Consider the following 26,443-nt stretch of genomic DNA (forward strand, 5'->3'; position numbering starts at 1 on the left):
CGCCGGGGTCAATTCATAAATTATTATCTGATCAGATCATTAATATTAAGTTCCTGACCGTAGTCGTTCCAGTCATCATAAATGAATCCTGTCTGTCTGATTATAATATCTCCGATTCTTCCGTTTATCTTGCTGTATGGAAGAGTCTTGTGATAGGTTATGCGGCTGTCTTTATAACTGAAGACAAAGCCGGTGCGGAAGAGTTCCTTTTCCAGCTGACCTTCATACTTGCAGATCGATTCTATCAGATGAAAAAGGTCGTCATCTTCTGTGCGGAATACGTTGTCCAGAGTGAGCTTTGAGTAGTTGGCACGGAGCTGCACCTCATGACCGTTGAATCTGTCCAGAAATGCAGAAAGCTTCTCCTTGGTGGTGTCATCAAAAACCACGCAGTTTATTCTGTGCCTTACCTTGAGCATGGAGAAAATATCATCTGAACATTCTTTTACATAGTGCTTCAGGTGCCGGCTTACGTTTACGCACGAAATCTTGCTGGCGTTTCTGTTCAGAAAGGCTGCTACTACTTCCTCAGTATTTTTCTCGTTGGTAGGAAGGGTAGTATTGATGTATACGTGATGTGAGGGCTTGATATGATCAAGTATTCCCTGGAGAGCGTCCAGGTCTGCCAGAGGTTCTCCGCCTGTAAGCACAACGTCATTTTCAGGAAATATTCTGTCCATAATGTTCAGGGCGTCATAACATCTCTTGATGCTGAAGCTGGAAGTGTCTCTGTATTCCTTCTTGTTAACACAAAACGGACAGCTGTTGTTACAGTCATAAGGTGCAAACATGGTTACTGTAGGTCCTTTTGTGCTGATGAGCGGCGGAAGCTTCCTGTCTGCTGCACGCTGATCATTACGTTCTGGTATATCTAAACTTGTCATTATTTAAAACTCCTCAGTATATAAGGCAATTACTCCTTTATTTTCAGTGATTTAGTATATCACTACAGTAATATTTTTGTCCATGAATGATATTATATAGACAAGCGTAACCATAAGTAATGGTTTTACAACCTTTTGTTATTCATTACGATATTGTATAATTTATTAAAATAGTTTGATTTTAAAGGAAAGACGTCTATTTATCGTTGAAATTATAAGCTATCACTGGTAACTGACACAGAGTGGATCCAAAGAAAAATGAGAAAATTCTTCACTGATAAGCGGCTTGCCTCTAATCCATATCTTAACTGGCTGGAGTTATTTATTCCTATACTTGTGATGTGGTTCATCATGTCACAGATTTTCCACGAAAAAAAATTCATTATTTTCGGCTTCTTATCCAGCCTGATCATTTCCCTGTTCTGTCTGGATTCTCTTGCCATGGATGGAATCAAATCCAACAAGAGATACTTTATTCTTCACATCAATATTTTCAAATTCCTCGGGTATTTCATCTGGCTTCTTGGACAGATAGTAATCAGTTCCCTTGATGTTACAAAGGTGATTTTTTCCGGAAAGGGAGCAATTGAACAGCAGATAGTCTGGTTCAGGGCGGACTACGACAACCCTGCTGCCAGGGCTCTGCTGGCAAACTCCATAACACTGACTCCGGGAACAGTGACCATGGATATTTACGATGACGGAATATATTCTGTTCACGCCCTGACAAACGGTGCTGCCCAGGGCCTTCTTAACGGTGAAATGCAGAAAAAGGTCGCAGGAGTCTTTAATGAGAACATCAGCTATGAGGTTATTGCTGCAGAGGAAGAGTCCCGTCAGGAAATAGAAGAAAAGAACCGGATCCATCTCTTGCAGAAAAAATATTCAAGAGAAAAATATAGTATCAGGAGGCTGTCCAGATGAAAATGACACTATTGTTTTCGGTAATATTGATAGCTTTGGTTTGCGTAGTCATTGCCATGCTGGTGTTCATGCTTCGGGGAAAACTGGTTTACGACAAGATGAACGCTATGTTCGTTATGAACACAAACATAGTTTTCATGATACTGATTTTTGGCTTCATTGATGGAAGAATGGCTATGTATATTGACATCGCCATGAGCTACAGCATCCTTGGTTTCGTTACAACAGTTATTCTTGCAAAATACATAGGAGGCCGCAGATGAATATCTATCACGTATTATCTGCTGTTTTTCTTGCAGCAGGAACAATTTTTCTGATTGTTGCGGCCATTGGAGTAATCAAGTTTCCGGATTTCTACAGCAGGCTTCACGCTTCAGGAGTAGGAGAAACCCTGGGGGCCATGCTGCTGACTATAGGACTGATGTTTATGACCGGTCTGAATCTGATGTCCGTAAAATTGCTGATAATTTTCATTGTGCTTCTGGTTGCAAACCCGCTGGGAACCAACATGATAATGCTTGCGGCAGTCAGAAAACGGGATTTTCTGGACTATAACGAGAAAGAACCTGAAGAGAACAGAAACAGGGAGGAGTAATGCATTCACTTATTCTTGAGGCTGTGCTGCTATTGGCTCTTATCGCCATTACATTGACAGTAATATTTGACAAGGACCTGATGGCAGTGGTTGTAACATATTGTGCATTCAGCTTTATCACAATGTTCCTTTATATCGTAATGGGAGCGCCGGACGTTGCTTTTACAGAGGCTGTTATCGGTGTTATCTCCACGATTTTCTTTGTGATAGCTCTTAAGACAATAGACAGGAGGTGCAGGTAGTCATGAAAAAGGCACTTCCGATTATTCTTATTGTTGCGGGCCTGGCGGCAGTTTTTGTTAAGTTCAGTTTTCTCCCCCAAATCGGGAACCCAGATGATCCTGCCCATGTCCGAACATCTGATTATTACATTGAGCACAGTGTAAAAGATACAAATTCTCCAAACTACGTTACCGCAGTAATCGTAGATTACAGAGCCTTCGATACAATGCTGGAGACTACTGTAATGTTCCTGGCAGGCCTGGGGGTAGTAGTTCTTCTGGCAAGTAAGCCGGACGCAAGTGCCAGGATTATCAGACCAAGAAGGTATATAGAAAGAAGAGTGCACCTGGGCACCCCGGCATATCAGTCAGTTAACAAGGATGTAATGATAAAGGTCCTTGAACCTGTAATACTGATATATGCGGTCTATGTTCTTTTCCACGGCGAGGTAAGCCTTGGAGGAGGTTTCCAGGCTGGGGCGCTGATCGGAATGGTATACATTCTGGATACAATGGTGTCTCCGTCAACGGTTTCTCTTATAAAACTTCCAAAGGAGAGATCGGTGGCACTGGCAGGTGCGGGAACGTTTATTTACACATTTACCGGAATACTTACGCTGGCAGGAGGAGGAATTTTCCTGGAGTACGGGAAACTTCCGTTCCCAATGAGCTTCGCTGAAAAGCATTCCACAGGAATTCTGCTGGTGGAGATTGGTGTTACTATCGGGGTAATGGCAACAATAATTACTATCCTGAACGGAATCATGGAGAGAGTGAGGTTTGACGATGACATTTAGCATGGCCGGCCTGACGGCATTCCTGGCATCAAAGGGAATCTATTTCCTTACGGCTGTCCTTCTTTCTCTGGGAATTTACGGAATGATAAGCTGCAAAAACTACATGAAGAAGCTGATCTGCATGAATATCATGCAGGTTGCTGTAATATTCTTTTTTCTCTGCTTCGGGCAGAAGACAGGAGGGACTATTCCTGTACAAGTTAACGGACTCCTTGGAGCAAGACATTACATAAATCCTCTTCCACACGGACTTATGCTTACGGCTATTGTAGTGTCTCTCGGTACAACCGGTGTAGGCCTTGCTCTTCTCACAAGGATAAAAGAGAAATACGGATCAGTTGAAGAGGAAGAGATTATCAGAGGGGAGAATAAATTCAGATGAGCAACATACCAGTATTAATAGTTCTGTTGCCTCTCAGTGCAGCTCTCCTGTGTATGGCTTTTACTCTTGTTCACAGGCGTCTGGGAAGGGATCTGGTACTCCTTTCCCTAGGGGCGTCTTTAGTGCTGTCTGTGATTCAGCTGAAACAGGTAATCCATAAAGGTGCTGTCAGTTACAGGTTTGGTGGATACGCAGTACCTTACGGAATTGAGTTTCGCATTGACAGCATAAGTGCGGTCATGCTTGTCATGATTTTTACCATTGGCCTTTCCACTGCATTGTTCTGCATGAGCTTCGAGGCAAAGGACGGAAACAGAATCAAAATCGGAGGAGGATATACCCTGCTGGCACTGCTTGTTGTAGGCATGGCAGGAATGACTTCCACAGGTGACATTTTCAACCTGTATGTTTTCCTTGAGATAACCTCCCTTTCAGGATACTGTCTCATCGCCCTTGGAGGAAGCCGGGGGCTGGTGGCAGCTTTCAGATACATGCTTGTGGGAACAGTAGCAGCAACTTTTTATCTTCTTGGAGCAGGCATCCTTTATTCTCAGACGGGCACCCTCAATATGGGAGATATGCACAGGCTGCTGGCTGCAGGGGTAAGTACGGAAGCTCAGGCAGCGGCCATGATATTCTTTATTGCCGCTTTCGGCATTAAGATGGCTCTTTTCCCATTCCACGGATGGCAGCCCTCGGCCTATGCTCATGCAGAGGCTGGAGCAAGGCCTCTTATTGCAGGAGTCATGGGAAAAATCCCGGCATATGCTTTGTTCCGTTATCTGTTCTGCGTATATGGCACGGAGTTCAGACTTCTTGACAAGTTCCTGCTTGTAACTGGTATTCTTTCCTGTGCGGGAATAATCTACGGATCAATCAGGGCAATGGCTCAGACTGATTTGAGAAAAATGCTTGCATATTCGAGTATCGCTCAGATCGGATACATAAGTCTTGGCTTTGCTACAGGCTGTCCTGCAGGAATTGCAGGTGGCTTCATGCACATGCTGGCTCATGCCTTCATGAAAAGCGGCCTGTTCTTCGGAACCGGCGCCATCAGGCAGAAATACGGCTCTATGGAGCTGGACGACCTTGGATATATTTACAGGAAAATGCCTCTTACGTCTTTTCTCCTTGTGACGGCATCACTTTCAATGGTGGGAATACCGCCTCTGGCAGGGTTTTTCAGCAAATGGTATATAGGACTTGGTGCTGCAGAAAGCCACCATCTGGTATATCTTTTTGTGCTGGTCATCAGCTCCCTGCTTAACGCAGTGTACTTCTTCAAACTCTTTGAGAAGATGTTCATGGCAAAGGATAAAAAGCTTCCTGACAGGCTGACGGGACAGGCAGGGGAGGTGCCGTGGAACATGACTATTGCCATAGTTGTCTGCGCCGCCGCAATAATCCTGATCGGAATATTTAATGTAGCTGTTTTCAATGTTCTTATGCAGAGCATTTCGGAGGTGGGATTATGATTCATATGATTATTTTTAATCCCGCCATCAGACCTGTCCTGGCTGTTGCCGTTACTATGGCAGCCTCGGCACTGATTTTTATAACAGGAGATCATATTCACAGAAATGCCAGGGAGGCCATAACCTTCATAGCAGCCTTCCTGAACTGCGCCCTTATCATGTCCCTTGTGCCGGCCGTTCTTGCCGGAGAGGAAATGCGCTTTTCCATTCTGGAAATCGTGAAAGGAGTTGAACTGGCCTTTAATCCGGACCCGGCAGGAATGGTTTTCGCCTGTGTATCATCAAGCCTGTGGATACTCACCTCTCTTTACTCCACGGGGTACATGAGAGGTCATCATGAAAAGAATCAGACCGGATATTTCGCTGCCTTCGCAATGTGCATTTCAGCTGCTACAGGCATATGTTTTGCCGCTAATCTGATAACTTTTTTCATCTTCTTCGAAATTCTCACAGTGGCCACATATCCTCTGGTTGTCCACTACAGGGATGAGACTGGAAGAAGATCCGGAAGAAAATATCTGGCCTATACCCTCATAAGCGGACAGCTGTTCTTTGCAGGAATAGTGATAGTTTACTGGCTTACCGGAACTATGGAATTCAGGGCAGGGGGATTTATCAAAACAGATCTTCTGCCGCTGCCGTTAATGGCCGTCCTGTTTTTCCTTATGGCTGGCGCAGGAATGGTGAAGGCCGGTGTCATGCCTTTTCACAGCTGGCTGCCGGCAGCAATGGTTGCGCCTACTCCTGTAAGCGCTCTTTTACATGCAGTGGCAGTAGTAAAGGCAGGAGCCTTTGCAGTGATCAGGGTTTCCTTCTTCGTTTTCGGACCAGATACCCTTAAGGCCTGTGGTGCAGCCAGGATTCTTTCCTGGTTTGCAGTGGCAACCATACTGATATCGTCATTTATCGCCATGAAGCAGGACAACCTTAAAGCAAGGCTGGCATTTTCAACTATCGGACAACTCTCCTATATCATTCTGGGAGTTGCTATGATGTATCCTTTTGGCGCTGTGGGAGGCCTTTTCCACATAGTGGCCCACGCATTCATGAAGATCACCCTGTTCATGTGCGCCGGTGCTGTTTATGTAACTACTGGAAAAAAGAATATTTCAGAGATGGTGGGAATCGGCCGGCAGATGCCGGTGACAATGGCCTGTTTTGCCATTGTTTCAGTAGCCCTGGCGGGATTCCCTCCATTTGTGGGGTTTGTCAGCAAGGCAAATCTTGTAATGGGGGCAGTGGCAGTTCAGTCGCCTCTTTACGCATTCACATATGTAGCCAGCGGTCTTCTGGCTCTTGCATATCTCATGCCAGTGGTGTTCATCGCCTTCAAGAGAGATATTATCAACAGTGAATTCGCAGTAAAAAAAGAGGCATGCTGGCCTATGCTGGTTCCTATTCTGGTCACTACCAGTGCTGTGATCCTGCTTGGCTTAGTGCCAGATGCAGGTCCTCATCTCTATGATTTGGCAGTTTCAGCAGGTCAGCAGATATTTGGCACCTTAGGAGTCGGGATATGAAGGAATTTATATATTACATAGCGCTGGCGTTCATTAGTTCCGCCTGCCTGATCATTCTCAGCAAGATAGTAATGAGTTCTTTCATGCGTAAGGACAAAGACTACTATGAGGCCGGAGAAAGAAAAGATGAAGCTGAACTATTGAAAAATATCGATTATGTTCCCCATGGGAATTACACCAGCTATCTTCCCTTTGCCATGGAGTCCGGAAGAAGTGTGAAAACAAAAAAAGATGAAGAAAATACTATAAATCACGGCGGGGGCAGTAAACCTGAGATGCACATCATCAGTATGGGTCCGCTGTCCAGGGAAAACAGGACTATTGCCGGCAGCAGAGAGCCGGGGGCATATACCACAGGACCGGAAAGAAAAAGTCACTACAGAAGAAATGTGAAAAGGAGGAATGAAGATGATCAATAACATTGTCCATCCAGGCTTCGTTATGATGGGCTTCAGCCTTCTGATCGCATTGATGCCTTCAAAAGCGAAGGGCGGACTGTCTATACTGGGAGCCTGCTGTGCTGCTGCAGCTGGACTTACCTTATCTGACTCAGCTCGGATGACTTACGCAATATCAAAGAATTTTTCCATTGAGCTGATGAAGGTGGATGATCTGACAAGAGCCTTCCTCTTTGCTTTCTGCATTATTTCCATACTTATAGCTTTGTATTCCTATCAGCTTACCAGCAAGACTGAGGCAGGGGTGGCCGCTTTTTATGCAGGCTGCGTAATGTCTGTTGTTCTGGCAGGTGATTGTCTGAGTTTCCTGATTTTCTGGGAATTGTCTGCCGTTGCCTCTTCTTATCTGATTTACGCAAGGCAGAGCAGGGAGTCAAGCCGTGCAGCGTTCAGATACATGCTCGTTCATGCCCTTGGGGGAAATATCCTTCTTGTTGGCATAATGCTCCACATATACCACAGGGGAATGGAAATAGTAAATATTTCACAGGGGCCCCATGATGCCAGTTTCTGGCTGATACTCATAGGCCTTGGAATAAACGCGGCTATTCCGCCTCTGAATTCATGGCTGACAGATGCATACCCTGTAGCATCTATGTGCGGAACCGTTTATCTGGGATCTTTTACTACAAAGGCAGCAATCTACGCGCTGATCCGCTTCCTTTCAGGTACGGAGATGCTGGTATGGGCAGGCTGCTTCATGGCCATTTACGCTGCGGCTATGGCTATAATGGAAAACGATATTGCCAGACTGCTCTGCTATCATATTGTAAGCCAGCTGGGAATGATGATTGCCGCATTGGGGACAGGATCTCCTCTTGGAATTGACGGCGCATCAGCCCACGCAGTTACAAACATCATGTTTAAAGGGGTTCTGCTTATGTGTACAGGCTCCATCGTATACGGCACGGGAAAGAGAAAAATAACGGAACTGGGAGGACTGGCAAAGAAGATGCCTGTAACTTCCACTTGCTTTCTTATTTCCTCCCTGGCAATTGCCGGCCTGCCTCTGCTCAGCGGATTCGCCAGCAAAGGGTTGATAATGGAATCCCTTGCAGAAGGACAGTACACAATTCCTGAGCTGTTGATTTCAGCAGCCGGAGTAGGAACGCTGCTTTCTATTACCCTTAAGATAAACTGGTTCGTTTTTTTCGGACCATCAGACCTGGATGTTCCGATTATTAGAAAACAGTCATACTCAATGGATTCGGCAGTGATCATAGGCACTTTGATTTCGGTGATTTTCGGAACGTTCCCGAAGATTCTGTATAGATTTACCATGTACCACTCTGATTTCGATCCATTTACACTGTCCCACGTAATGGAATACCTGGCAATCTTCCTGGGAGGATCTATTCCGTTCTTCCTGTATATAAAGAAGATGAAGCCTCATGATGAATTTACCATCGACTTTGACTGGTTTTACAGAAAGCCTCTGAAGGCACTGTTTAACGGAATCGCTTCGGTGCTTTTCCTGATTGGAAGATGGTTTGATGTCAACTCCCTTAAGGCAGTCCACCGGCTTAGCAGCTGCATCGGGGATCCTGAACAGATTACGGGCAGGTCTCACGTGGCCGTTATCCGTTCCATGTCCTTTGAGAACGAGGACAGGAGGATTGGAACCGTAATAGGAGAAGCAGTAGGCACGGTAATAATTTTGTGGATCGTACTGGCATTTATGTAGGAAAATAAGTTATAATAACAAAGGTTGCAGATGAACTGAAGAAAGAACGAAAAAAAGATTATCTGCTATTGACTAGAGATAAGATAAGTTGTAACATGTTTGGGTCGAAGTAGAAGTCATCCGCTTCTCACCTTACCGACTGACGTTGATAGGGTTCTATATGTCCTTGACTTATAGTGCGGATACTTCGTGTATCCGCTTTTTATTTGTTGGAGGTAAGAACAATTAGCAAGGAAAAAATGATTAATGGCGCAATTCGTGCCAGACAGGTCAGAGTGATCGATGAAAATGGTGAAATGAAGGGCATAATGGATACCAGAGATGCCCTTAAAATGGCTGAAGAGGCAAAACTGGATCTGGTAGCAGTTTCTCCAAATGCAGAACCACCAGTATGCAAGATCCTCGACTACGGGAAGTACCGTTATGAACTTCAGAAGAAGGACAAAATTGCTAAAAAGAACCAGAAGACGATGCAGATCAAGGAGATCAGGCTCAGCACCTTTATTGAGGATCATGATATCCAGGTAAAGGCAAAGACTGCCGCCAAGTTCCTTAACGAAGGAGACAAGGTAAAGGTAAGTCTGAGATTCAGAGGTCGTGAGAGGGATTACACGTCGAAGGGCTACGATGTTATGAACCGCTTTGCCGAAGAAGTTTCTGAGGTTGGCGTTGTTGACAAGAAGCCTAAGTTCGAGGGCAGGAGCCTTACGATGTTCCTGGCCCCAAAGAAATAGCAGGAAAATTACAGGAGGGAATTTCAATGGCTAAGAACAAGATGAAGTCTCACAGAGGCGCATGCAAGAGAATGAAGCTGACCGGTTCCGGAAAGATCAAGAGGAACAAGGCATATAAGAGCCATATTCTGACCAAGAAGACAGCAAAGAGAAAGAGAGGACTGAGAAAGTCCACCGTTCTTACTGGCGCAGATACAAAGCGCATGCTGAGATCAATGGCTAAGTAGTTAGGGAGGTAGAGAAATATGGCAAGAGTAAAGAAGGGCGTAAACGCTCACAAGAGACATAAGAAGGTATTGAAGCAGGCAAAGGGTTTCTACGGAAGAAAGAATAACACTTTCAGAGCAGCTAACCCTGCAGTTATGCGCAGTCTCAGTGCAGCATTCGTTGGACGTAAGAATAAGAAGAGAGAGTACAGAAGACTCTGGATTGCCAGAATCAATGCTGGTGCAAGAGCCAATGGAATCTCTTACAGCCGTCTGATGGATGGTCTTAAGAAGTCCGGAATTGAGATCAACAGAAAGATGCTGTCAGAGATGGCTATCTACGACGCAGAAGGATTTGCTAAGCTTTGCGAAACAGCTAAGGCTGCAATCAACTAATTATGGAATACTTTGTAAGCCATGTGGGCTACATAGCCATAGCAGCAGCTATTATCGCATTAATAGCAGTTGCGGGATGGATTTTTTCCATGAAAAATGAAGAGGCTAAGCGCAAGAAGATCGACGCGGCGCTGGCCAGAGCGGAAATGAAGAAACGCAGTCAGGAGAAACCTGAATAGCAGTATATATAGAATTTCCCTGAAAGACCCTGCCTCGGCAGGGTCTTTGTGTTGTGGTCGGAAAATTTTCATAACAGAAGTGAAATATTGACAGCAGAAAAGACAAAAAAAAGAAAAGAATCCGGAATCCGGATCCTTTTCCCATTTACTACGATTACTATTAGTTTAGAAAGAACAATTAGAGTAAGTTTTATGGTTTACTTTCTCCTGGCACCATTATATTAACAGTTGATTATGTTGATTCGGTTAAAAGTAAAAGGCGCTGGAATGTTACCAGTGTGCTGAATTACACAGATTATTGTGAAACTGCTGTATAATGACTGGTCATTGCCTCAATTCATTGAAAAGTCCGGCTCCCCTATGCTAGAATACATAAGATTGTTTATTATAGAGGAGTATACAGATATGAACAGAAAAACAGTTCTGAAAATTTTTGCTGTGTCCCTTTCCGCAATGATGATCGTGACTTTGACATCTTGCGGTGGAGCAAAGGTTCCCGATGAGTATAACTATGATCTGAGCAAGTATGTAAAGCTGGGAAAAACCAGCGGTATTTCCTATGAGAAAACGGCTGTTCAGGTTTCAGATGCAGATGTGCAGAGTCAGATAGACAGTGAAATTGCAGCGGCAGTACAGACCAAGAAGGTAAAAGAAGGCACTGTTGCAGCAGATTCCACAGTTAATATAGATTACGTGGGAAAAATAGACGGCAAGAAGTTTAGCGGCGGATCGGCCAAGGACGTAGAGGTAAATATAGCTGAAAACAACTTCATTGACGGTTTTGCCAGTGCCATAATCGGACACAAGGTTGGTGATAAGTTCGATGTTAACCTGACCTTCCCTTCAAATTACAGCGACTCATCTGTGGCAGGAAAACAGGCTGTGTTCACCATTACGGTAAACAGCCTTACAGTAAAGGAAACCCCTGAGTACAACGACGAGTTCGTAAAGAAAAATACAAAATATAAGACCACAGCACAGTATGAAGCTGCCATTAGAAAGAATTTGAAAAAACAGGCAGAGGAACAGGCCCGTTCTGCAGATACACAGCAGGTATTCTCAAAAATTCTTAACGACAGCCAGGTAAAGAAATACCCTGAAAAAGAGTTGAATGAGAAATACAACAAGATAATCGACTCTTACAAGAAGGCTGCCAAGACAAACGACATGTCCCTGGAAAAGTATGTTCAGAGTTCCACAGGAATGTCAGTGAAAGATCTGAAAAAACAGGCCCATGAAGCTGCCAAGAACATGGTGAAGCAGGAACTTGTGCTTCACGCTCTGGCAGAGAAATATGACGTTAAGATCACATCAGGAGAATACAACGATTACCTTGATAAACTTCTTAAAACAGCCGGTTACAGCAAGGATGACTTCAAGCAGGCAACAGGAACCACAATAGAGGAATATGCAGAAGAGAATAATCTGTATGATTCCATGCTGTACGACAAGGTAATGAAGCAGGTAATGAAAAAAAGCGTTGCTAAATAGCCATCAGTGGAACAGGAGCACCGGAAATGAAATGTCCATTTTGTAATTACGATGATACTAAAGTAGTTGATTCCAGACCGGTCGAGGGAGGATTTGCCACCCGCAGACGAAGAGAATGCGAGAAATGTCACAAGCGCTTCACAACTTTCGAAAAAATCGAGGATACATTGCTGGTTGTTGTTAAAAAAGATGGCCGCAAGGAGAGTTTTGACAGGAATAAAATCATTAACGGAATAATGAAATCCTGTGAGAAGACAAAGGTAACCTATGATGACATTGTGAAGATTGCCGATGATATAGAGCGGGGGCTGAACAACACCATGGAGAAGGAAATCGACTCAAAGCTTATTGGTGCCCTGATCATGGACAGGCTGAGAGAAATCGACCAGGTAGCCTATGTGCGCTTTGCCTCTGTTTACCATAAGTTTACAGATGTGGACACCTTTGTTCAGGAAATCAACAAGCTCCTTGAAGCAGAGAACACAGGCAAAAAGAAACACGAGAAATATATTATAGAATCAGAAGATCAGCCGGATAACGACAAAGCCGGTAAAGAGGATTGACCACAGTATCAGGTCAGAGACGGAAAGGTCGGACAGAATGTCAGATATCAGCACAGACAGAAAATTACGAATTGCAATCGACGGTCCAGGAGGAGCAGGTAAGAGTACGATCTCTAAACTGACTGCTTCAAAACTTGGACTTGAATATGTGGATACGGGAGCCATGTACAGAGCCATAGCTCTCAAGATATTGGAAACATCTACCGACCTGGAGGATATACCTGCAGTTTCCCGCCAGCTGGAGCATACCGAAATAAGTTTTTCCAATGGACATGTAACTCTGGACGGTGAGGATGTAGAAGACAGGATCAGAACAACTCGGGTTTCCAGAGCTGCTTCCGCTGTAGCGGCCATCCCTCAGGTCAGGAAAAAACTGGTTTCAATGCAGCGCCAGATTGCGGAAGAGAAGAATGTGGTGATGGACGGAAGAGATATCGGAACGAACGTAATTAAAGATGCGGAGCTGAAGATATTTCTTACAGCAGATCCTATGGTGAGGGCGAAACGCCGGTATGATGAACTGATTAAGAAGAACCCGGAAGCAGATACCAGTTTTGAACAGGTGTATCAGGATATTTGTGACAGGGACTACAGGGATACTCACCGGGAGCTGAATCCTCTTACCAGAGCGGAAGATGCTGTTCTGGTGGATACATCAGATATGACTATTCAGCAGGTAGTTGACAGAATAGAGGAGCTGGCCTCAGAAGTGTGTTGATCAGCGGATTAATGGAGGATAGAAGATGAGAGAAGGGCTTAAATCACTGGCAAAGGTCAGGACCTACTGTTACATAGTTTTTTTCCTGTACGTTGCATTTCTCTTTCATGATTCCATTTCCGGCGCTATAGGGTTCAGTGACAAAAGGCTGTCTCTGGGAATAGTCGCAATAGTTGTTATACAGCTTCTGATGTGCATCCTTTACGATGTTAAATTTGCCACAACAGTTCCAAAGGGGAAGACTCACAAGATAATAATGATGTATTGTGCTCAGCTCAGGCTGTGGCTGCTGATACAGATTGTGGTTATGATTGCTGCCGTAGTTAATATTGGATATCTGGGGAATTATTATCTGGACAAAATACTGGCAGCCGTTCTTATTATTCTGCTTTTGATGACGCTGAAATCCCTTACTGTAATTCAGAGAGGAAATTTCGTGCTTCCAGAACAGAGTCAGGGGGGAAGAAGCCAGGGAAACAGAAAGAACGGCTCGGGAAAAAAGAAAAAGAAAAAATAATTGATACAAATATGTGTGATTCAGGTCTTCCGGTGTTTGCAGCCGGGAGACTTTTTATATAGACTGTTTGCATAGTGTGCGGCCCGGGAAGGAATTAACATGCAGATACGGAATTTGCCAGAAGAAGAAAGACCACAGGAGAAGATGTTTTACTATGGCAGGGAGTCCCTGAGCACTTCGGAGCTTGTGGCGCTGCTGATACGTACAGGAAACAGAGAAAAATCTGCAGTTCAGCTGGCTGAAGATATTATTTCTCATGCCAGTGAGGTGTCGGGGAGTCTTTATTCTGCAGAACTGAAGGAGCTGATGGCTGTGCCAGGTGTGGGGAGGACTAAAGCCTGCGCAGTGGCCGCTGCAGTGGAATTGACAAAAAGATTCAGAGAGAGCAGCGGGATGCCAAAGGATAAAGCGTGCAATCCAAATGAAGTTTTTAATTTGCTCAAAGATGAACTGAGGGATGAGAAGAGAGAGCATCTGATTGAGCTTCTGCTTAATAATCGGTGTCAGGTAGAATCAAAGATAACCATCTCAATCGGGGCCCTGGACAGCACGGCTGTCAACCCCAGAGAGGTATTGAGCTACGCCATCAGAAGGGGAGCGGCAGGTATAATCCTTGTTCACAACCATCCCAGCGGCGATCCTGAGCCAAGCACCGAAGATCTGGCTGCAACCAGGAGAATTCAGCAGGCCGCGGATATCGTAGGAATAAGGCTGCTGGATCACATAATAATTGGAGATAATTCCTTTTGCAGCATGAAGGAATCGGGGTATATGGAACTGGTAACGGCAAGATAATCGGCCATAACAGAGCAGCTATACAAAAAATAAAATCAACTTACGTCCTTTCACTGTGAAACTTGTGATAAATGTATTAAAATATACAGGTATGTTATACGGGAGAATGGATTCCCGGGTTTGAATTGTGCAGCCTAACTGCATGAAGTGATGTTTAGCAGGACAGGAGTAAGATTTGAGCAGTGTTGTAATGATAGTTTCCGGAAAAGGTGGTACAGGCAAGTCCACAGTAGCCTGTAATCTGGGACTGACGTGGCAGATGGCAGGCAGAAAAACCCTGCTTATAGACATGTGCTCAAATATGAGATGTCTTGACCTTTATCTTGGCGTAGAGAATTTTGCGCTTTTTGACATAAGAGATATCCTTACAGGACTGTGTCCTGCAGATCGGTGTATCCTTACGGCACCTCATTTAGGGGGACTTCAGCTTATTCCGGGTTCCCAGTCAGATCCCTCACAGTGGCTGAGGTCTGAGACTTTCGGAGCGCTGATAGAAGTACTGAAACATTCCTATGACATGATTATCCTTGACTGTCCTCCAGGGGCAGATATTACACATCAGGTATGTTCTGACAACTCAGATGGGGCGGTGATAGTTCTCACTCCGGACTGGCCTGCGTTAAGGGGTGCTCAGGTGGCAGAAGACATTCTTATTAAATCAGATGTGGCTGCAAGAGGGTATATTATGAACAAAGTCAGCAGAGAGCTGGCTGTAAGATCTCTGGAACTGGATTACAAGACTGTGGACCGGGGCCTTAGGTGTGAAAGCCTGGGAGCAGTAATGGATGACCCTAATATCAGAGTTTCTGGTACCCTTGAAACACCTATAGTTGCCAAGAATGATACGTATATTGCTGACAATTTCAGAAAAATTGCGGCTCAGATTGACAGGCTGATAGAAGATAATCAGTGGTAGAACCAGGTGAGATTGCATTTTATTTGTACATGGTATGAACAGCGGTTCGATTTTCACATATTGTTCATGTATTGAAGCGGATACAATTGGCGTTTTCGTTATAAAAATATAATGCAATAATGTTGTTACACATAAAAATTTGTTTATATTAACAAAGCGCATGCTTTAGCTCTTGGTCAAAAGCATGCGCTTTTTAATTGACAATGTGAAGCGACTGTGATAACATCTTGACGGTAATAAGGGGGAGAGGCGTTTTTGAAGTATCAGAAACGCGGCCGTTTAGAAATCGCCTGCCGGCATAATTACCCGAGGCGGAAGGCGAATCGGAAGGCAAGGATGTCCGTTGGGACTAGCCGATGGCCCGTCCTCTTAGGAATTATCACTATATTGTTTTTTACTTAGGAGGTAAAAGAGAATGGAACAAACAGCTAAAAAGGGCAGACCATTTGGCTTTTACATCTGCGCCCTCGGATTCACATTCGAGCGTATGGCATTCTATACTGTAAAGTATCTGCTTGCCATCTGGCTTGCAACTGATGTAGCTAAGGGAGGTCTTGGTTCCGACTCCGTTGCAGGAGCAACAATGTCCGCTCAGTTCGTAGCATGGACTTATATCACACCTATGATCGGCGGATATATCGCAGACCACTTTATCAGCCCTAGACTCTGCGTAACCATCGGAATGATCCTGATGGGCATCGGATATCTGGTAGCATGGAAGGCAACAGGAACTGGTCTGGTTTGGGTAATGATCATTCTGGTTTCCATCGGAACTGGTTTCTTCAAGGGTAACCTTTCCGGAGTTAACGCACTTCTGTTCGATGATCCAGACGAGTTGAACGCAGCGTTCTCAATTCAGTACTCATTCGTTAACATCGGTTCTTTCATCGGTACAACATTCATCGCTGTAATGGCTATCGGTGACAACCCAACAATGAGCTTCCAGGGTGTATTTGGACTCTGCGGATGTCTTCTGTTCTTCGACGCACTGCTCTTCGTATTCGGCGGCCGTAAGGCACTGGGAGATGCTGGTAAGGCACCTTTCAAGAAGGATCAGAGAGAGTTCGTATCTGAGGAGAAGAGAGCAGCTGCTTCTGAGCCTCTCACATCAGGAGACAAGAAGAGAATCGTTGTTATCGTTATCGTAACAATCTTCTCCGCATTCTTCTGGATGGTATGGTACATGGCTTACATGCCTGCTTACTACACATTCGGCTGGGGCGACGGAAGCGACTTCCTGAACATTGCCGACTGGCACCTGTTCGGAAAGCTGATCCCAACTTCATACTTCGACTCCATGAACGCTCTTGTTTGTATCATCCTCGGACCTGTAATGGCCGTTGTATGGAACAAGCTTGCAGCAAAGGGCAAGGATCCTTCAATGTTCAAGAAGACTGGTATCGGTACTATCCTCATCGGTCTGTCATACGTTGTAATGGTAATTGCTTACGTACAGGCTGGCGGACAGAAGGAAGGAACATCTTGTCTGTGGATCTTCCTGGTATCTCTGCTGATGTCTGTTGGTGAGATGATCTTCTCCCCTCTGGGCAACTCCTTCATCAACAAGCTGGCTCCTGCTAAGGTTCTGGGACTGCTCCTGGGCTTCTGGCCTTTCGCAGTATTCATTGCTCAGCAGCTCTATCCACGTGTGTTCGCAGTACTTCAGGCTGGTCCTTTCGTTAAGGGCTACGGAATCACTGCTGCAGTCACAATTATCGTTGGTGTTCTCATGTGCATCTTCAGCGGTAAGCTGGACAACATGGAGAAGACAGAGTAATTGTTTCGGCAATAAGTCTGTAACAGATATTTATAGCGCCTGGTTCGCCAGGCGCTATTTTTATGTTTTTGAAGGAATTTTGAAGGATTTGGCTGCTTTGACAACAGGCCTGCATTTGTTGACGGAAACAGATTATTAACGTATAATTAATTGGTTTGTTTATGCAATTTAATCATCGCTTTTCCTTTTTGAATCAGGCGGAAATGTACATATAGGTTAGTATTACGAAAGTTAACAACTGTTCAAGTGCAATACCCCGTACGGTGATTAGGTCGGATAATATACAGAATCAAGAAAAGGAGAACAACATATGAATCTGGTGATAAGCGTTATCGTCGGACTTGTTGCCCTCGTTATTGGTCTGTTTGCCGGATATGTGCTGCGCAAATCTATCGGAGAGAAAGAGATAGGTAGCGCTGAGCAGAAGGCTCAGAATATTCTGCTGGATGCAGAGACATCTGCAGAGAATAAACAGAAAGAGATGATCCTGGAAGCAAAGGAGGAAGCTCACAAGCTTAGATCCGATGTTGAGAAGGAGATTCGTGACAGAAGAAACGAGATCAACAAGACAGAGAAGAGAATTCAAGGCAAAGAAGAGAACATCGACAGGAAGATGAACAGCATAGAGAGAAGGGAGCAGGAGCTCACCAAGAAGGAACACTCTATGCAGGAGAAGCACAAAGAAATCGATGAATATCTTCAGAAACAAGTAGAGGAATTAGAGAAGATTTCCGGATATTCAAGAGAGGAAGCAAGACATCTTCTTCTTGAGGAAATTGAGAAGGACGTACGGAAAGATGCTTCTGCTATGATTACACAGGTTGAGGCAGAGGCTAAGGAAGAAGCAGACAAGAGGGCCAAGGACATAATCACCCTGGCCATACAGAGATGTGCTGCTGATCAGGTGGCAGAATCTACTGTATCAGTAGTGCAGCTTCCTAACGATGATATGAAGGGCCGCATAATCGGGCGTGAAGGAAGGAACATCAGAGCAATAGAGACACTGACAGGTGTTGATCTGATAATAGATGATACTCCGGAAGCAGTTATCCTTTCAGGCTTCGATCCAATCAGGAGAGAGATTGCAAAGATTGCACTGGAGAAGCTCATTGTTGACGGACGTATTCATCCTGCAAGAATTGAAGAGATGGTACAGAAGGCCACCAAGGAAGTTAACAACATCATCAAGGAAGAAGGAGAGCAGGCCTGCTTCGAGACAGGTGTTCATAACTTGAATCCTGAAATGGTAAAGCTCCTTGGACGTCTTAAGTACAGAACCTCCTACGGGCAGAATGTTCTTAAACATTCTATAGAGGTATCTCTACTTGCAGGTCTCATGGCCAGTGAGCTTGGGTACGACACAAGGCTTGCCAAGAGAGCAGGACTTCTTCACGATATTGGTAAATCCATCGACCACGAGGTGGAAGGAACCCACGTGGAGATCGGAGTTAACATCTGCAAGAAGTACAAAGAACCATGGAAGGTCATTAATGCAGTTGAGGCTCACCATGGTGATACAGAGCCAACTACAATGGAAGCCGTTCTCGTATCTGCTGCAGATGCCCTCAGCGCTGCCAGACCTGGTGCCAGAAGAGAAACTCTGGAATCATACATCAAGCGTCTGGAAACACTTGAGACAATTGCCAACTCCACAAAGGGCGTTGAAAGGTCTTACGCCATCCAGGCAGGTAGAGAAATCAGAATCATTGTTAAACCAAATCAGGTCAAAGATAATGAGGTACCGATGCTTGCCAGAGATGTTGCCAAGAAGATCGAGTCCGAACTGGAGTATCCTGGTCACATAAAGGTAAATGTAATCAGGGAGACCAGAGCGGTGGACTACGCTAAATAGACCATTACGAGCTCTCCTATAATGGAGAGCTTTTTCATTACAAAAAAGGAGACCGGTACAAAATGATATATCTGGATAACAGCTCCACAACGAAACAGTTCAGTGAAGTCACCCGTCTTATGGCAGATGTGGCAGAGAATAATTTTGGAAATCCAAGCTCACTTCATCAGCTGGGGTATGAAAGTTCTAACGTTCTAAGAAAAGCTATTGCACAGATTGATGCTTGTTTTCCATCTGGAGGAAGAACTATTGTAACTTCCTGCGGAACAGAAAGCGACAACATGGCTCTTGTTTCAGGTTCCGCTAAATTGAAGAGGCAGGGACGAAAAATTATAACCACTGCTGTGGAACATCCTGCCGTTCTTCGTACTGTCGAAAGGCTAAAAGAAGAAGGCTGGGACATAGTGCTTCTGCCTGTTGACAAAGAGGGCACATCAAGCATAGAGGCCCTTGAAGCAGAACTAGATGAAAATACAGTTCTGGTGTCAATTATGACAGTGAACAACGAAACAGGCACAATTCAGCCAGTTAAAAAGGCTTGCACCATGGTTCACAATTTTGCTAAGGAACACGGAACCAGAATATTCTTCCACACAGACGGAGTCCAGGCGTTTGGAAAGATTGATCTGAGGAACAGCGATTTTGACCTTATTTCAATAAGCGCTCACAAATTCCACGGACCAAAAGGAATCGGGGCTCTTTATATGAAAAACGGCGTAAACCTTCCACCTTTCATAATGGGAGGAGGCCAGGAAAGGGGCTTCAGATCTGGTACTGAAAATGTTCCGGGAATAGCCGGAATGGGTCTGGCTGCACAAATGTCATGTACGGACATGGACGAAAAGAACAAAAAACTTTCAGAGGTAAACAATTACCTTTATAATGGATTGAAAGCTAATATCAAGGATATTTTTATTAATGGCCCTGAGACCATCGGCACAAGCCTGGATGAACCAGGTTCAAGGTGTCCTTCCCTTCTGAATATTTCCTTTGAAGGAGTAAGGGGAGAAGTGCTGCTCCACACCCTTGAGCAGGATGAGATATATGTTTCCACAGGATCTGCATGCCATTCCAACAACACTGGGGACAGCCACGTTCTTACTGCCATGGGAAGGAAGCACAAGGAAATCGAAGGGGCTGTCAGATTCAGTCTGGGTCAGTTCAATACCGTAGAAGAGATGGATGTAGCCATCGACAGAACTGCAAAGGCAGTAGAGAGATTCCGCAGACTTGGAAGTTTCAGATAGGAGATAGAGAATTGGAAATAAACAACGAAAACAGCAGGCTCTACATAGTGAGGTGCGGCGAAGTAGCCCTGAAAGGAATGAACAAGCCTTATTTTGAAAGGGTTCTTCTGGAGAGAGTCAGAAATGCCATTAAAGACTGGGATAACGATTCTCACTGGGCAGGAGGCCTGATGCTTGTAAGGATCAGCGACAAGATCGGCAAGGATGAAGCAGTAAGAAGACTGTCGAAGGTGTTTGGTGTTGCTTCTGTAAGTCCGGCTATAAGCGTTGAGAAGGACATGAAGGCCCTGGGCCAGGCTGCGGCTCAGTATGTGAGTCAGCTTATGGAAGAAGAAGATATAAAAACCTTTAAGGTTAAGGCCAAGAGAAGTGACAAATCCTTTCCTGTTCAGTCTCCGGAAATTGGTGCTGAAGTGGGAGGAGCAATTCTCTCTGCTGTTAAAGATATCAGGGTAGATGTTCACAATCCGGATCTTCTTTTGTTCGCAGATGTAAGGAGAGAAGGGGCCTACATTTACAGAGATAAGGTAAAGGGCTTCGGAGGACTTCCTCTTGGAACTAACGGAAAAGGTCTTATTCTCATGTCGGGAGGTATCGACAGTCCGGTGGCAGCATTCATGATGGCCAAGAGGGGAATGAGAATAGAGGCAGTTCACTTCCATTCTTATCCGTATACCAGCCAGAGGGCCAGAAGGAAGGTTGAGGACCTCTGCAGAGTATTGGCAGGATACATGGGAACCATCCGCATGCACGTAATAAACCTTTTACCAATACAAGAAGAGATAGTAAAGAACTGCCCTCAGGATGAAACCACAATTCTCGTAAGGCGGTTCATGATGAGAATTGCCCAGGAAGTTGCACTTAAGACCCATAATATGATGCTTATAACAGGAGAAGATCTTGGTCAGGTGGCCAGCCAGACGGCAGAAGCTCTTGTGGTTACTGATAAGGTTGTGGACATTCCAGTTATGAGACCTCTCATAGCCATGGACAAGGTGGACATTATGGACAAGGCTAAGGAAATAGGCACCTATGACCTTTCAATACAGCCATATGAGGACTGCTGTACTGTATTCCTGCCTAAACATCCGGTTACAAAACCTAAACTTGACAGGATAGAACAGTCCGAATCAGCTCTGGATGTAGAAGCCCTTGTTAAGGCGGCTGTTGAATCTGAAGAAGTTGTTGACATTAGTTTTGACAGCATTGCAGAATAAAGGGCAGATTTTATAAGGAGATTTTACAATGGCTGGCAAAAAGAACAGTAATTACCATTATAAAGATGAGCTGAAGAAACCGGCAAAGGGAACGGGAAAAAAGAAAAAAAGAAACAATGGGACTGGCCTTCAGAGAGGTTATACCACCAGGAAACGTGGAGAGAAAAGACCTGAAGCCAGCCCGGTGGGACTTATTTTCATCCTTTTCGCCATTATCTGGCTTCCTATGGTGCAGATGGGAAAGATTCATATGCAAGGTAACAGTGCTTTGATCATAGGAATAGCTGCCCTTGTAATAGGAGGAATTCTAAACTCTCTGAAAGCCCTCCGGTCATCTGCATCATCTGATGGAAAAAGTGATGTGCTTTACTATTTCACAGAAATTGGAACTGTAATAGGCTTTGCTGCAGGTCTTATTGTGGCAATAACAGGACAGAAGCCTATGCTCCAGTGCCTCATTGCCGGAGTGGTCGCCGGAGGAGTCTGCGGCTGGCTGTTCGGATACACAAGAAAGAAAAACTAATTATTGTGATAATGGAATGTATATAGTAAAGGTGCTATAATTCCCTGTGAATAATTATAGGGCGCCCGGGAGGCGCTCTTGATATATAAAAAGGAGTATAAAAGGAGACGAATTATTATGGCTAAGATAGATTTTTCAATCCAGGAGGAGAGAGACAGATACAGACATTCTACTTCCCATATTATGGCTCAGGCAGTAAAGAGACTGTGGCCTGAAGCCAAGCTGGCCATCGGACCAGCTATTGAAAACGGATTTTATTATGACTTCGATCTTGAACACAAGTTCACAGATGAGGATCTTCAGGCTATTACAAAAGAAATGAAGAAAATCATCAAGGCTGCTTATCCTATTGAGAGATTTGAACTTCCAAGAGAAGAAGCAATCAAGTTCATGGAGGAGAGAAATGAGCCTTACAAGGTTGAGCTGATTAAGGATCTTCCAGAAGGAGAGGTAATCTCATTCTACAAGCAGGGAGATTTCACTGACCTCTGCGCCGGACCTCACATGGAGTCAACAGGTCAGATCAAGGCATACAAGCTTCAGAACGTTGCCGGTGCATACTGGAGAGGAGACTCCAATAACAAGATGCTCCAGAGAATATACGGAACCAGCTTCCCTAGCCAGGAAGAGCTGAAGGAGTATCTGGATAAGATTGAGGAAGCAAAGAAAAGAGATCACAGAAAGATCGGAAAAGAGATGGAGCTGTTCATGGTGTCTGAAGCCGGCCCTGGATTCCCTTTCTTCCTTCCTAACGGCATGATTATCAGAAATGAGCTGCAGAAATACTGGAAAGAGATTCACTGGAAGGCAGGATACAAGGAAATCCTCACTCCTCTTATTCTTAACGAGGAGCTTTGGCGTATATCCGGACACTGGGATCACTACAAGGATAACATGTACTTCACACAGATAGATGATGAGGATTATGCCATCAAGCCGATGAACTGTCCTGGATCCATCCTTGTTTACAAGAACAAATCTCATTCATACAGAGAACTTCCTCTCAGATATGCAGAGATGGGACAGGTTCACAGACATGAGCTGTCCGGTGCACTTCACGGACTCATGAGAGTAAGAACCTTCTTCCAGGATGACGCTCATATCTATATGACTCGTGAGCAGGTAGGAGAGGAACTTCTCAATGTAATCAGGCTTATTGACAGCTTCTACAAGGTATTCAACTTCAAGTATCATGTAGAGCTTTCCACAAGACCAGATGATTTCATGGGCGAGATCTCAGAGTGGGATGCTGCAGAGCAGGATTTGAGGACAGCTATTGAGTCCATTGGTAAGGAGTATGTTGTAAACGAAGGCGACGGTGCATTCTACGGACCTAAGCTGGACTTCCATCTTGAAGATTCTCTGGGAAGAACATGGCAGTGCGGAACAATTCAGCTGGACTTCCAGATGCCGCAGCGCTTCGGAATGTCATATATCGGATCTGACGGCGAGAAGCACACACCTATCATGATACACAGGGCAATAATGGGTTCCGTGGAGAGATTCATCGGAATGCTTACAGAGCACTTTGCAGGCAAGTTCCCTCTCTGGCTGGCTCCAGTTCAGGTAAAACTCATGACTGTAACAGATGCCAATGTGGATTATGCAGAGCAGGTTAGGGAGAAATGCGAAGCTGCTGGCCTCAGAGTAGAGACTGACTACAGAAACGAGAAAATCGGATACAAGATCAGAGAAGCCAGAAATGCCAGAAACTCATATATGTGTGTTATCGGCGAGAAGGAAGCTGAGGAGAAGAGCCTTTCTGTAAGATCCAGCAAAGCAGGAGATCTTGGCTCAATGTCAGTTGACGACTTCGTGGCTAAGCTGGTTGAAGAAGTAGAGACAAAGGCACTGTAAACCGGGGTGTCTATGGAGAATAACCAGAATAATCCAATGGAAATGGCCGGCGGTGACAAGAACGGCCAGTCCGGAGTTGTATATGGAAAAATAGGGAAGGGCCAGAGTGCAGCTGGCGACCATCCAGCAGGCAGCGGTATGCCACAGGATGGCAGACCGGGAAAACATCATTTTTCCAGAAAAAACAGATCCTCAGGAACTGAAAAGAAGATGGTGACCCGGGGAATAGCAGTCCTTCTGTGCATCCTGATGTTTTCATTTGGCCTGGTAGCCGGAAGGATATGGGATTTCTCGGGAACTGACCAGAACGGATACAAGAAGATTCATTCTCTCAGAAACTACATCGCCGTTCTGGATGTTCAGGGCACAATGGGCTACAGCTCCGGCTCCTATTTCCAGGAAAATCCTTATGACCAGGCTTTCCTGCTGGATTCAATAGATCAGCTTAAGAAAGACAGGAATAACAAGGCGCTGATACTGAGGATCAACACACCCGGAGGAGATGCCTATGCCATTGATGAGCTCTATCAGAAGATAATTGAATACAAGAAGACCGGAAAACCGGTATACACGTACATGGAAAGCCAGGCCTGCTCTGGAGGATACTATGTAGCATCTCCGAGCAACAAGATTTATGCAAACAGAAACGCATGGACTGGTTCCATCGGTGTTACCATGGGTACTTTTTATGACGTTTCCGGGCTTTTGGACAAGCTGGGAATCAAGACTCAGACCATCACTTCAGGACCAAACAAAGCAATGGGATCTATGACCGAGCCTATGACAGATGAGCAGAAAGAGATTTTCAAGGGCCTCATAGATCAGTCATATGAGCAGTTTGTAGGAGTTGTGGCCAAGGGCAGAAAAATGCCTGTGAAAAAAGTAAAGGAGCTTGCAGACGGACGGGTATACACGGCGGAACAGGCTCTGAACAACGGACTGATAGATAAGATTTCCAGCGAAGATCAGTGCTACAGAGAAATCAAGTCTTCTAATGGCTTGGAAAACTGTGAGATCAGATACATTGCGAAAGATGAAGATAAATCTCTGCTCCAGACTTTGACAGGAATGACGAAGCTGGGAGGGCTTTCCATGACAGGTCAGTACAAACAGGCCATGGAACTGATCCAGAACGGAGGAACATCCTTCAGTGTTATGTATATGTCTCAGGTCAGGAAATAGCAGATTTTCAAAAATAAACGTTTATTCATCTTGTGAGAAGGAGAGTTCAGATGGCAGTCAAGTACAAGAGAGTATTAATAAAGTTAAGCGGAGAAGCGCTGGCAGGAGACGATAAATTCGGCGTTAATCCGGATGTTGCAAAGGAGACAGCGAGACAGATAAAGGAAATCAGCGATCTCGGCGTCCAGGTAGCCATAGTTGTGGGCGGAGGAAATTTCTTCAGAGGACGCACGGGAGAGGGCATCGACAGAGCTACAGCTGACTATATGGGCATGCTGGCAACAGTCATGAATTCCCTGGCACTTCAGGATACTCTTCTTTCAATGGGATGTGATTCAAAGGTGCTTACAGCCATAGAAATCAGAGACATGGCCGAGGGCTATTCCAGAAGAAAGGCCCTGGACTACCTTGAAGAAGGAAAGGTTGTAATCTTTGGAGGAGGAACAGGAAGTCCTTTCTTCAGCACAGATACAACTGCAGCACTGAGAGCCGCTGAGATGGGAGCAGAGGTTATTCTGCTGGCAAAAAACATAGACGCTGTTTATTCTGCAGATCCTAATGAGGTTCCTGACGCCGAGAGATATGAGGAACTCACATATATGGACATTGTTGAGAAGGAATTGAGGGTTATGGACTTGACAGCAGCCACCCTTTGCAAGGACAATGGAATCAAATTGTATGTATTCGCACTTAGAGGCGGAAATAATATGATGAAAGTTATCAATGGCGAAAACATCGGAACGCTGATTCACTAATGGAGGTATAGAAATGTCCGGCAAGAAGACACTTGAAGAGAAGATTCAGGCAACTAAGGATAATCTCAAGGAAAATCTCAACACAATCAGGGCTGGCAGGGCAAATCCGGCTCTGCTTGATAAAGTAATGGTAGACTATTACGGGTCACCTACACCTATCAAGGCTCTGGCAAACGTTTCTGTTCCAGATCCAAGGACCCTGCTGGTTACACCTTTCGATCCAAAGTCTCTAAGCAACATCGAGAAAGGCATTAACGAGGCTAACATCGGAATTAATCCAAGCAATGATGGAAAAGTGATCAGACTGGTAGTTCCAACACTTACAGAGGAAAGACGTAAGGAGCTTACAAAGTCAGTTAAGAAATACGGCGAAGAAGCAAAGGTTGCCATCAGAAACGTGAGAAGAGAGGTTAATGAATCTCTGAAGAAGCAGCAGAAGGATGGAGAACTTACTGAAGATGATGTAAAAGCAGCTCTGAACGATACCCAGAAGGTCATTGACAAGGCCATCAAGGATATTGACGAAATGGTTGCAGCCAAGGACAAAGAGGTAATGGCTGTATAACAGAACTGTGATT

30 protein-coding genes are annotated in these 26,443 nt (G+C 44.9%); 29 read left to right on the forward strand and 1 reads right to left on the reverse strand.

Annotation, left to right across the window (positions count from 1 at the left end; genetic code table 11):
• Positions 1 to 23: 23 nt before the first annotated feature.
• Positions 24 to 884 carry a 4Fe-4S cluster-binding domain-containing protein gene (locus tag FYJ66_RS01300; protein WP_154571715.1) on the reverse strand — a complete coding sequence of 287 codons (861 nt, stop codon included), beginning with the start codon at positions 882 to 884 and terminating at the stop codon, positions 24 to 26.
• Positions 885 to 1,223: 339 nt separating this feature from the next.
• On the opposite strand from FYJ66_RS01300, the gene FYJ66_RS01305 reads away from it, so the two are divergent.
• From FYJ66_RS01305 to frr, 29 genes are all read left to right on the forward strand, one after another.
• A complete protein-coding gene (locus FYJ66_RS01305) occupies positions 1,224 to 1,808 on the forward strand; it encodes a Na+/H+ antiporter subunit E (RefSeq protein ID WP_268878590.1) in 585 nt (194 codons plus the stop codon).
• Positions 1,805 to 2,071, forward strand: a complete 267-nt coding sequence (locus FYJ66_RS01310; protein WP_235897301.1) for a monovalent cation/H+ antiporter complex subunit F — start codon at positions 1,805 to 1,807, stop codon at positions 2,069 to 2,071. The genes FYJ66_RS01305 and FYJ66_RS01310 overlap by 4 nt, the downstream gene beginning before the upstream one ends.
• Positions 2,068 to 2,403: a monovalent cation/H(+) antiporter subunit G gene (gene mnhG, locus FYJ66_RS01315; RefSeq protein WP_154571717.1), complete on the forward strand. Its 336-nt coding sequence runs from the start codon at positions 2,068 to 2,070 to the stop codon at positions 2,401 to 2,403. The genes FYJ66_RS01310 and mnhG overlap by 4 nt, the downstream gene beginning before the upstream one ends.
• The gene (locus tag FYJ66_RS01320; protein WP_154571718.1) at positions 2,403 to 2,645 is read left to right on the forward strand and encodes a Na(+)/H(+) antiporter subunit B; all 243 of its coding nucleotides are present in this window, start codon (positions 2,403 to 2,405) and stop codon (positions 2,643 to 2,645) included. The genes mnhG and FYJ66_RS01320 overlap by 1 nt, the downstream gene beginning before the upstream one ends.
• Positions 2,646 to 2,647: 2 nt before the next feature.
• Positions 2,648 to 3,421, forward strand: coding sequence for a hydrogen gas-evolving membrane-bound hydrogenase subunit E (mbhE, locus tag FYJ66_RS01325; RefSeq protein WP_154571719.1), 774 nt, complete (start codon positions 2,648 to 2,650; stop codon positions 3,419 to 3,421).
• The gene (locus FYJ66_RS01330; RefSeq protein ID WP_235897302.1) at positions 3,411 to 3,803 is read left to right on the forward strand and encodes a sodium:proton antiporter; all 393 of its coding nucleotides are present in this window, start codon (positions 3,411 to 3,413) and stop codon (positions 3,801 to 3,803) included. Before mbhE ends, FYJ66_RS01330 begins: the two co-directional genes overlap by 11 nt.
• Complete coding sequence (locus FYJ66_RS01335; RefSeq protein WP_154571720.1) at positions 3,800 to 5,278, forward strand: complex I subunit 5 family protein; 1,479 nt, start codon at positions 3,800 to 3,802, stop codon at positions 5,276 to 5,278. Before FYJ66_RS01330 ends, FYJ66_RS01335 begins: the two co-directional genes overlap by 4 nt.
• Positions 5,275 to 6,798 (forward strand): monovalent cation/H+ antiporter subunit D family protein, encoded by a 1,524-nt coding sequence (locus FYJ66_RS01340; RefSeq protein WP_206156944.1) that lies wholly within the window; start codon positions 5,275 to 5,277, stop codon positions 6,796 to 6,798. The genes FYJ66_RS01335 and FYJ66_RS01340 overlap by 4 nt, the downstream gene beginning before the upstream one ends.
• Complete coding sequence (locus tag FYJ66_RS01345) at positions 6,795 to 7,217, forward strand: hypothetical protein (protein WP_154571721.1); 423 nt, start codon at positions 6,795 to 6,797, stop codon at positions 7,215 to 7,217. Before FYJ66_RS01340 ends, FYJ66_RS01345 begins: the two co-directional genes overlap by 4 nt.
• Positions 7,207 to 8,940, forward strand: a complete 1,734-nt coding sequence (locus FYJ66_RS01350) for a proton-conducting transporter transmembrane domain-containing protein (RefSeq protein WP_206156945.1) — start codon at positions 7,207 to 7,209, stop codon at positions 8,938 to 8,940. The genes FYJ66_RS01345 and FYJ66_RS01350 overlap by 11 nt, the downstream gene beginning before the upstream one ends.
• 239 nt (positions 8,941 to 9,179) lie before the next feature.
• Positions 9,180 to 9,674: a translation initiation factor IF-3 gene (infC, locus tag FYJ66_RS01355; protein ID WP_154571723.1), complete on the forward strand. Its 495-nt coding sequence runs from the start codon at positions 9,180 to 9,182 to the stop codon at positions 9,672 to 9,674.
• Between the two features lie 26 nt (positions 9,675 to 9,700).
• On the forward strand, positions 9,701 to 9,901 hold the full coding sequence (gene rpmI / locus FYJ66_RS01360; protein WP_154571724.1) for a 50S ribosomal protein L35: 201 nt from the start codon (positions 9,701 to 9,703) through the stop codon (positions 9,899 to 9,901).
• Between the two features lie 18 nt (positions 9,902 to 9,919).
• The gene (gene rplT / locus FYJ66_RS01365; RefSeq protein ID WP_154571725.1) at positions 9,920 to 10,276 is read left to right on the forward strand and encodes a 50S ribosomal protein L20; all 357 of its coding nucleotides are present in this window, start codon (positions 9,920 to 9,922) and stop codon (positions 10,274 to 10,276) included.
• A 2-nt stretch (positions 10,277 to 10,278) separates the two neighbouring features.
• Positions 10,279 to 10,455 carry a hypothetical protein gene (locus FYJ66_RS01370; RefSeq protein ID WP_154571726.1) on the forward strand — a complete coding sequence of 59 codons (177 nt, stop codon included), beginning with the start codon at positions 10,279 to 10,281 and terminating at the stop codon, positions 10,453 to 10,455.
• Between the two features lie 405 nt (positions 10,456 to 10,860).
• Positions 10,861 to 11,946, forward strand: a complete 1,086-nt coding sequence (gene tig, locus FYJ66_RS01375) for a trigger factor (protein ID WP_206156946.1) — start codon at positions 10,861 to 10,863, stop codon at positions 11,944 to 11,946.
• 26 nt (positions 11,947 to 11,972) lie between these two features.
• Complete coding sequence (gene nrdR, locus FYJ66_RS01380) at positions 11,973 to 12,509, forward strand: transcriptional regulator NrdR (protein ID WP_154571728.1); 537 nt, start codon at positions 11,973 to 11,975, stop codon at positions 12,507 to 12,509.
• Between the two features lie 37 nt (positions 12,510 to 12,546).
• Positions 12,547 to 13,227, forward strand: coding sequence for a (d)CMP kinase (gene cmk, locus FYJ66_RS01385; RefSeq protein WP_154571729.1), 681 nt, complete (start codon positions 12,547 to 12,549; stop codon positions 13,225 to 13,227).
• Positions 13,228 to 13,252: 25 nt separating this feature from the next.
• Complete coding sequence (locus FYJ66_RS01390) at positions 13,253 to 13,744, forward strand: hypothetical protein (RefSeq protein WP_154571730.1); 492 nt, start codon at positions 13,253 to 13,255, stop codon at positions 13,742 to 13,744.
• A 99-nt stretch (positions 13,745 to 13,843) separates the two neighbouring features.
• Positions 13,844 to 14,539, forward strand: coding sequence for a RadC family protein (gene radC, locus FYJ66_RS01395; RefSeq protein WP_154571731.1), 696 nt, complete (start codon positions 13,844 to 13,846; stop codon positions 14,537 to 14,539).
• Between the two features lie 175 nt (positions 14,540 to 14,714).
• Positions 14,715 to 15,455 (forward strand): AAA family ATPase, encoded by a 741-nt coding sequence (locus FYJ66_RS01400; protein WP_154571732.1) that lies wholly within the window; start codon positions 14,715 to 14,717, stop codon positions 15,453 to 15,455.
• 415 nt (positions 15,456 to 15,870) lie between these two features.
• On the forward strand, positions 15,871 to 17,232 hold the full coding sequence (locus FYJ66_RS01405; protein WP_154571733.1) for a peptide MFS transporter: 1,362 nt from the start codon (positions 15,871 to 15,873) through the stop codon (positions 17,230 to 17,232).
• A gap of 310 nt (positions 17,233 to 17,542) precedes the next feature.
• The gene (gene rny, locus FYJ66_RS01410; RefSeq protein WP_154571734.1) at positions 17,543 to 19,084 is read left to right on the forward strand and encodes a ribonuclease Y; all 1,542 of its coding nucleotides are present in this window, start codon (positions 17,543 to 17,545) and stop codon (positions 19,082 to 19,084) included.
• A 62-nt stretch (positions 19,085 to 19,146) separates the two neighbouring features.
• The gene (locus tag FYJ66_RS09245) at positions 19,147 to 20,331 is read left to right on the forward strand and encodes a cysteine desulfurase family protein (RefSeq protein ID WP_154571735.1); all 1,185 of its coding nucleotides are present in this window, start codon (positions 19,147 to 19,149) and stop codon (positions 20,329 to 20,331) included.
• A gap of 11 nt (positions 20,332 to 20,342) precedes the next feature.
• Entirely contained in the window at positions 20,343 to 21,548 is a 1,206-nt protein-coding gene (gene thiI, locus FYJ66_RS01420) for a tRNA uracil 4-sulfurtransferase ThiI (protein WP_268878585.1), read from the forward strand.
• Between the two features lie 28 nt (positions 21,549 to 21,576).
• Positions 21,577 to 22,071, forward strand: coding sequence for a hypothetical protein (locus FYJ66_RS01425; protein ID WP_154571737.1), 495 nt, complete (start codon positions 21,577 to 21,579; stop codon positions 22,069 to 22,071).
• Between the two features lie 117 nt (positions 22,072 to 22,188).
• Positions 22,189 to 23,928 carry a threonine--tRNA ligase gene (thrS, locus tag FYJ66_RS01430; RefSeq protein ID WP_154571738.1) on the forward strand — a complete coding sequence of 580 codons (1,740 nt, stop codon included), beginning with the start codon at positions 22,189 to 22,191 and terminating at the stop codon, positions 23,926 to 23,928.
• A 12-nt stretch (positions 23,929 to 23,940) separates the two neighbouring features.
• Positions 23,941 to 25,110 carry a signal peptide peptidase SppA gene (sppA, locus tag FYJ66_RS01435; RefSeq protein WP_154571739.1) on the forward strand — a complete coding sequence of 390 codons (1,170 nt, stop codon included), beginning with the start codon at positions 23,941 to 23,943 and terminating at the stop codon, positions 25,108 to 25,110.
• Positions 25,111 to 25,160: 50 nt separating this feature from the next.
• Entirely contained in the window at positions 25,161 to 25,865 is a 705-nt protein-coding gene (pyrH, locus tag FYJ66_RS01440; protein WP_154571740.1) for a UMP kinase, read from the forward strand.
• Between the two features lie 7 nt (positions 25,866 to 25,872).
• Positions 25,873 to 26,430 carry a ribosome recycling factor gene (gene frr, locus FYJ66_RS01445; protein WP_465250553.1) on the forward strand — a complete coding sequence of 186 codons (558 nt, stop codon included), beginning with the start codon at positions 25,873 to 25,875 and terminating at the stop codon, positions 26,428 to 26,430.
• The last annotated feature ends 13 nt before the right edge of the window (positions 26,431 to 26,443 follow it).

Source organism: Allobaileyella intestinalis, assembly GCF_009695865.1.
GTDB classification, from domain to species: Bacteria; Bacillota; Clostridia; order Peptostreptococcales; family Anaerovoracaceae; genus Allobaileyella; species Allobaileyella intestinalis.

What these genes read in the sequence shown, in the direction of transcription:
- FYJ66_RS01300 (WP_154571715.1), bottom strand. Translation starts at nt 884, where the DNA reads ATGACAAGTTTAGATATACCAGAACGTAATGATCAGCGTGCAGCAGAC.
- FYJ66_RS01305 (WP_268878590.1), top strand. Translation starts at nt 1,224, where the DNA reads ATGTGGTTCATCATGTCACAGATTTTCCACGAAAAAAAATTCATTATT.
- FYJ66_RS01310 (WP_235897301.1), top strand. Translation starts at nt 1,805, where the DNA reads ATGAAAATGACACTATTGTTTTCGGTAATATTGATAGCTTTGGTTTGC.
- mnhG (WP_154571717.1), top strand. Translation starts at nt 2,068, where the DNA reads ATGAATATCTATCACGTATTATCTGCTGTTTTTCTTGCAGCAGGAACA.
- FYJ66_RS01320 (WP_154571718.1), top strand. Translation starts at nt 2,403, where the DNA reads ATGCATTCACTTATTCTTGAGGCTGTGCTGCTATTGGCTCTTATCGCC.
- mbhE (WP_154571719.1), top strand. Translation starts at nt 2,648, where the DNA reads ATGAAAAAGGCACTTCCGATTATTCTTATTGTTGCGGGCCTGGCGGCA.
- FYJ66_RS01330 (WP_235897302.1), top strand. Translation starts at nt 3,411, where the DNA reads ATGACATTTAGCATGGCCGGCCTGACGGCATTCCTGGCATCAAAGGGA.
- FYJ66_RS01335 (WP_154571720.1), top strand. Translation starts at nt 3,800, where the DNA reads ATGAGCAACATACCAGTATTAATAGTTCTGTTGCCTCTCAGTGCAGCT.
- FYJ66_RS01340 (WP_206156944.1), top strand. Translation starts at nt 5,275, where the DNA reads ATGATTCATATGATTATTTTTAATCCCGCCATCAGACCTGTCCTGGCT.
- FYJ66_RS01345 (WP_154571721.1), top strand. Translation starts at nt 6,795, where the DNA reads ATGAAGGAATTTATATATTACATAGCGCTGGCGTTCATTAGTTCCGCC.
- FYJ66_RS01350 (WP_206156945.1), top strand. Translation starts at nt 7,207, where the DNA reads ATGATCAATAACATTGTCCATCCAGGCTTCGTTATGATGGGCTTCAGC.
- infC (WP_154571723.1), top strand. Translation starts at nt 9,180, where the DNA reads ATGATTAATGGCGCAATTCGTGCCAGACAGGTCAGAGTGATCGATGAA.
- rpmI (WP_154571724.1), top strand. Translation starts at nt 9,701, where the DNA reads ATGGCTAAGAACAAGATGAAGTCTCACAGAGGCGCATGCAAGAGAATG.
- rplT (WP_154571725.1), top strand. Translation starts at nt 9,920, where the DNA reads ATGGCAAGAGTAAAGAAGGGCGTAAACGCTCACAAGAGACATAAGAAG.
- FYJ66_RS01370 (WP_154571726.1), top strand. Translation starts at nt 10,279, where the DNA reads ATGGAATACTTTGTAAGCCATGTGGGCTACATAGCCATAGCAGCAGCT.
- tig (WP_206156946.1), top strand. Translation starts at nt 10,861, where the DNA reads ATGAACAGAAAAACAGTTCTGAAAATTTTTGCTGTGTCCCTTTCCGCA.
- nrdR (WP_154571728.1), top strand. Translation starts at nt 11,973, where the DNA reads ATGAAATGTCCATTTTGTAATTACGATGATACTAAAGTAGTTGATTCC.
- cmk (WP_154571729.1), top strand. Translation starts at nt 12,547, where the DNA reads ATGTCAGATATCAGCACAGACAGAAAATTACGAATTGCAATCGACGGT.
- FYJ66_RS01390 (WP_154571730.1), top strand. Translation starts at nt 13,253, where the DNA reads ATGAGAGAAGGGCTTAAATCACTGGCAAAGGTCAGGACCTACTGTTAC.
- radC (WP_154571731.1), top strand. Translation starts at nt 13,844, where the DNA reads ATGCAGATACGGAATTTGCCAGAAGAAGAAAGACCACAGGAGAAGATG.
- FYJ66_RS01405 (WP_154571733.1), top strand. Translation starts at nt 15,871, where the DNA reads ATGGAACAAACAGCTAAAAAGGGCAGACCATTTGGCTTTTACATCTGC.
- rny (WP_154571734.1), top strand. Translation starts at nt 17,543, where the DNA reads ATGAATCTGGTGATAAGCGTTATCGTCGGACTTGTTGCCCTCGTTATT.
- FYJ66_RS09245 (WP_154571735.1), top strand. Translation starts at nt 19,147, where the DNA reads ATGATATATCTGGATAACAGCTCCACAACGAAACAGTTCAGTGAAGTC.
- FYJ66_RS01425 (WP_154571737.1), top strand. Translation starts at nt 21,577, where the DNA reads ATGGCTGGCAAAAAGAACAGTAATTACCATTATAAAGATGAGCTGAAG.
- thrS (WP_154571738.1), top strand. Translation starts at nt 22,189, where the DNA reads ATGGCTAAGATAGATTTTTCAATCCAGGAGGAGAGAGACAGATACAGA.
- sppA (WP_154571739.1), top strand. Translation starts at nt 23,941, where the DNA reads ATGGAGAATAACCAGAATAATCCAATGGAAATGGCCGGCGGTGACAAG.
- pyrH (WP_154571740.1), top strand. Translation starts at nt 25,161, where the DNA reads ATGGCAGTCAAGTACAAGAGAGTATTAATAAAGTTAAGCGGAGAAGCG.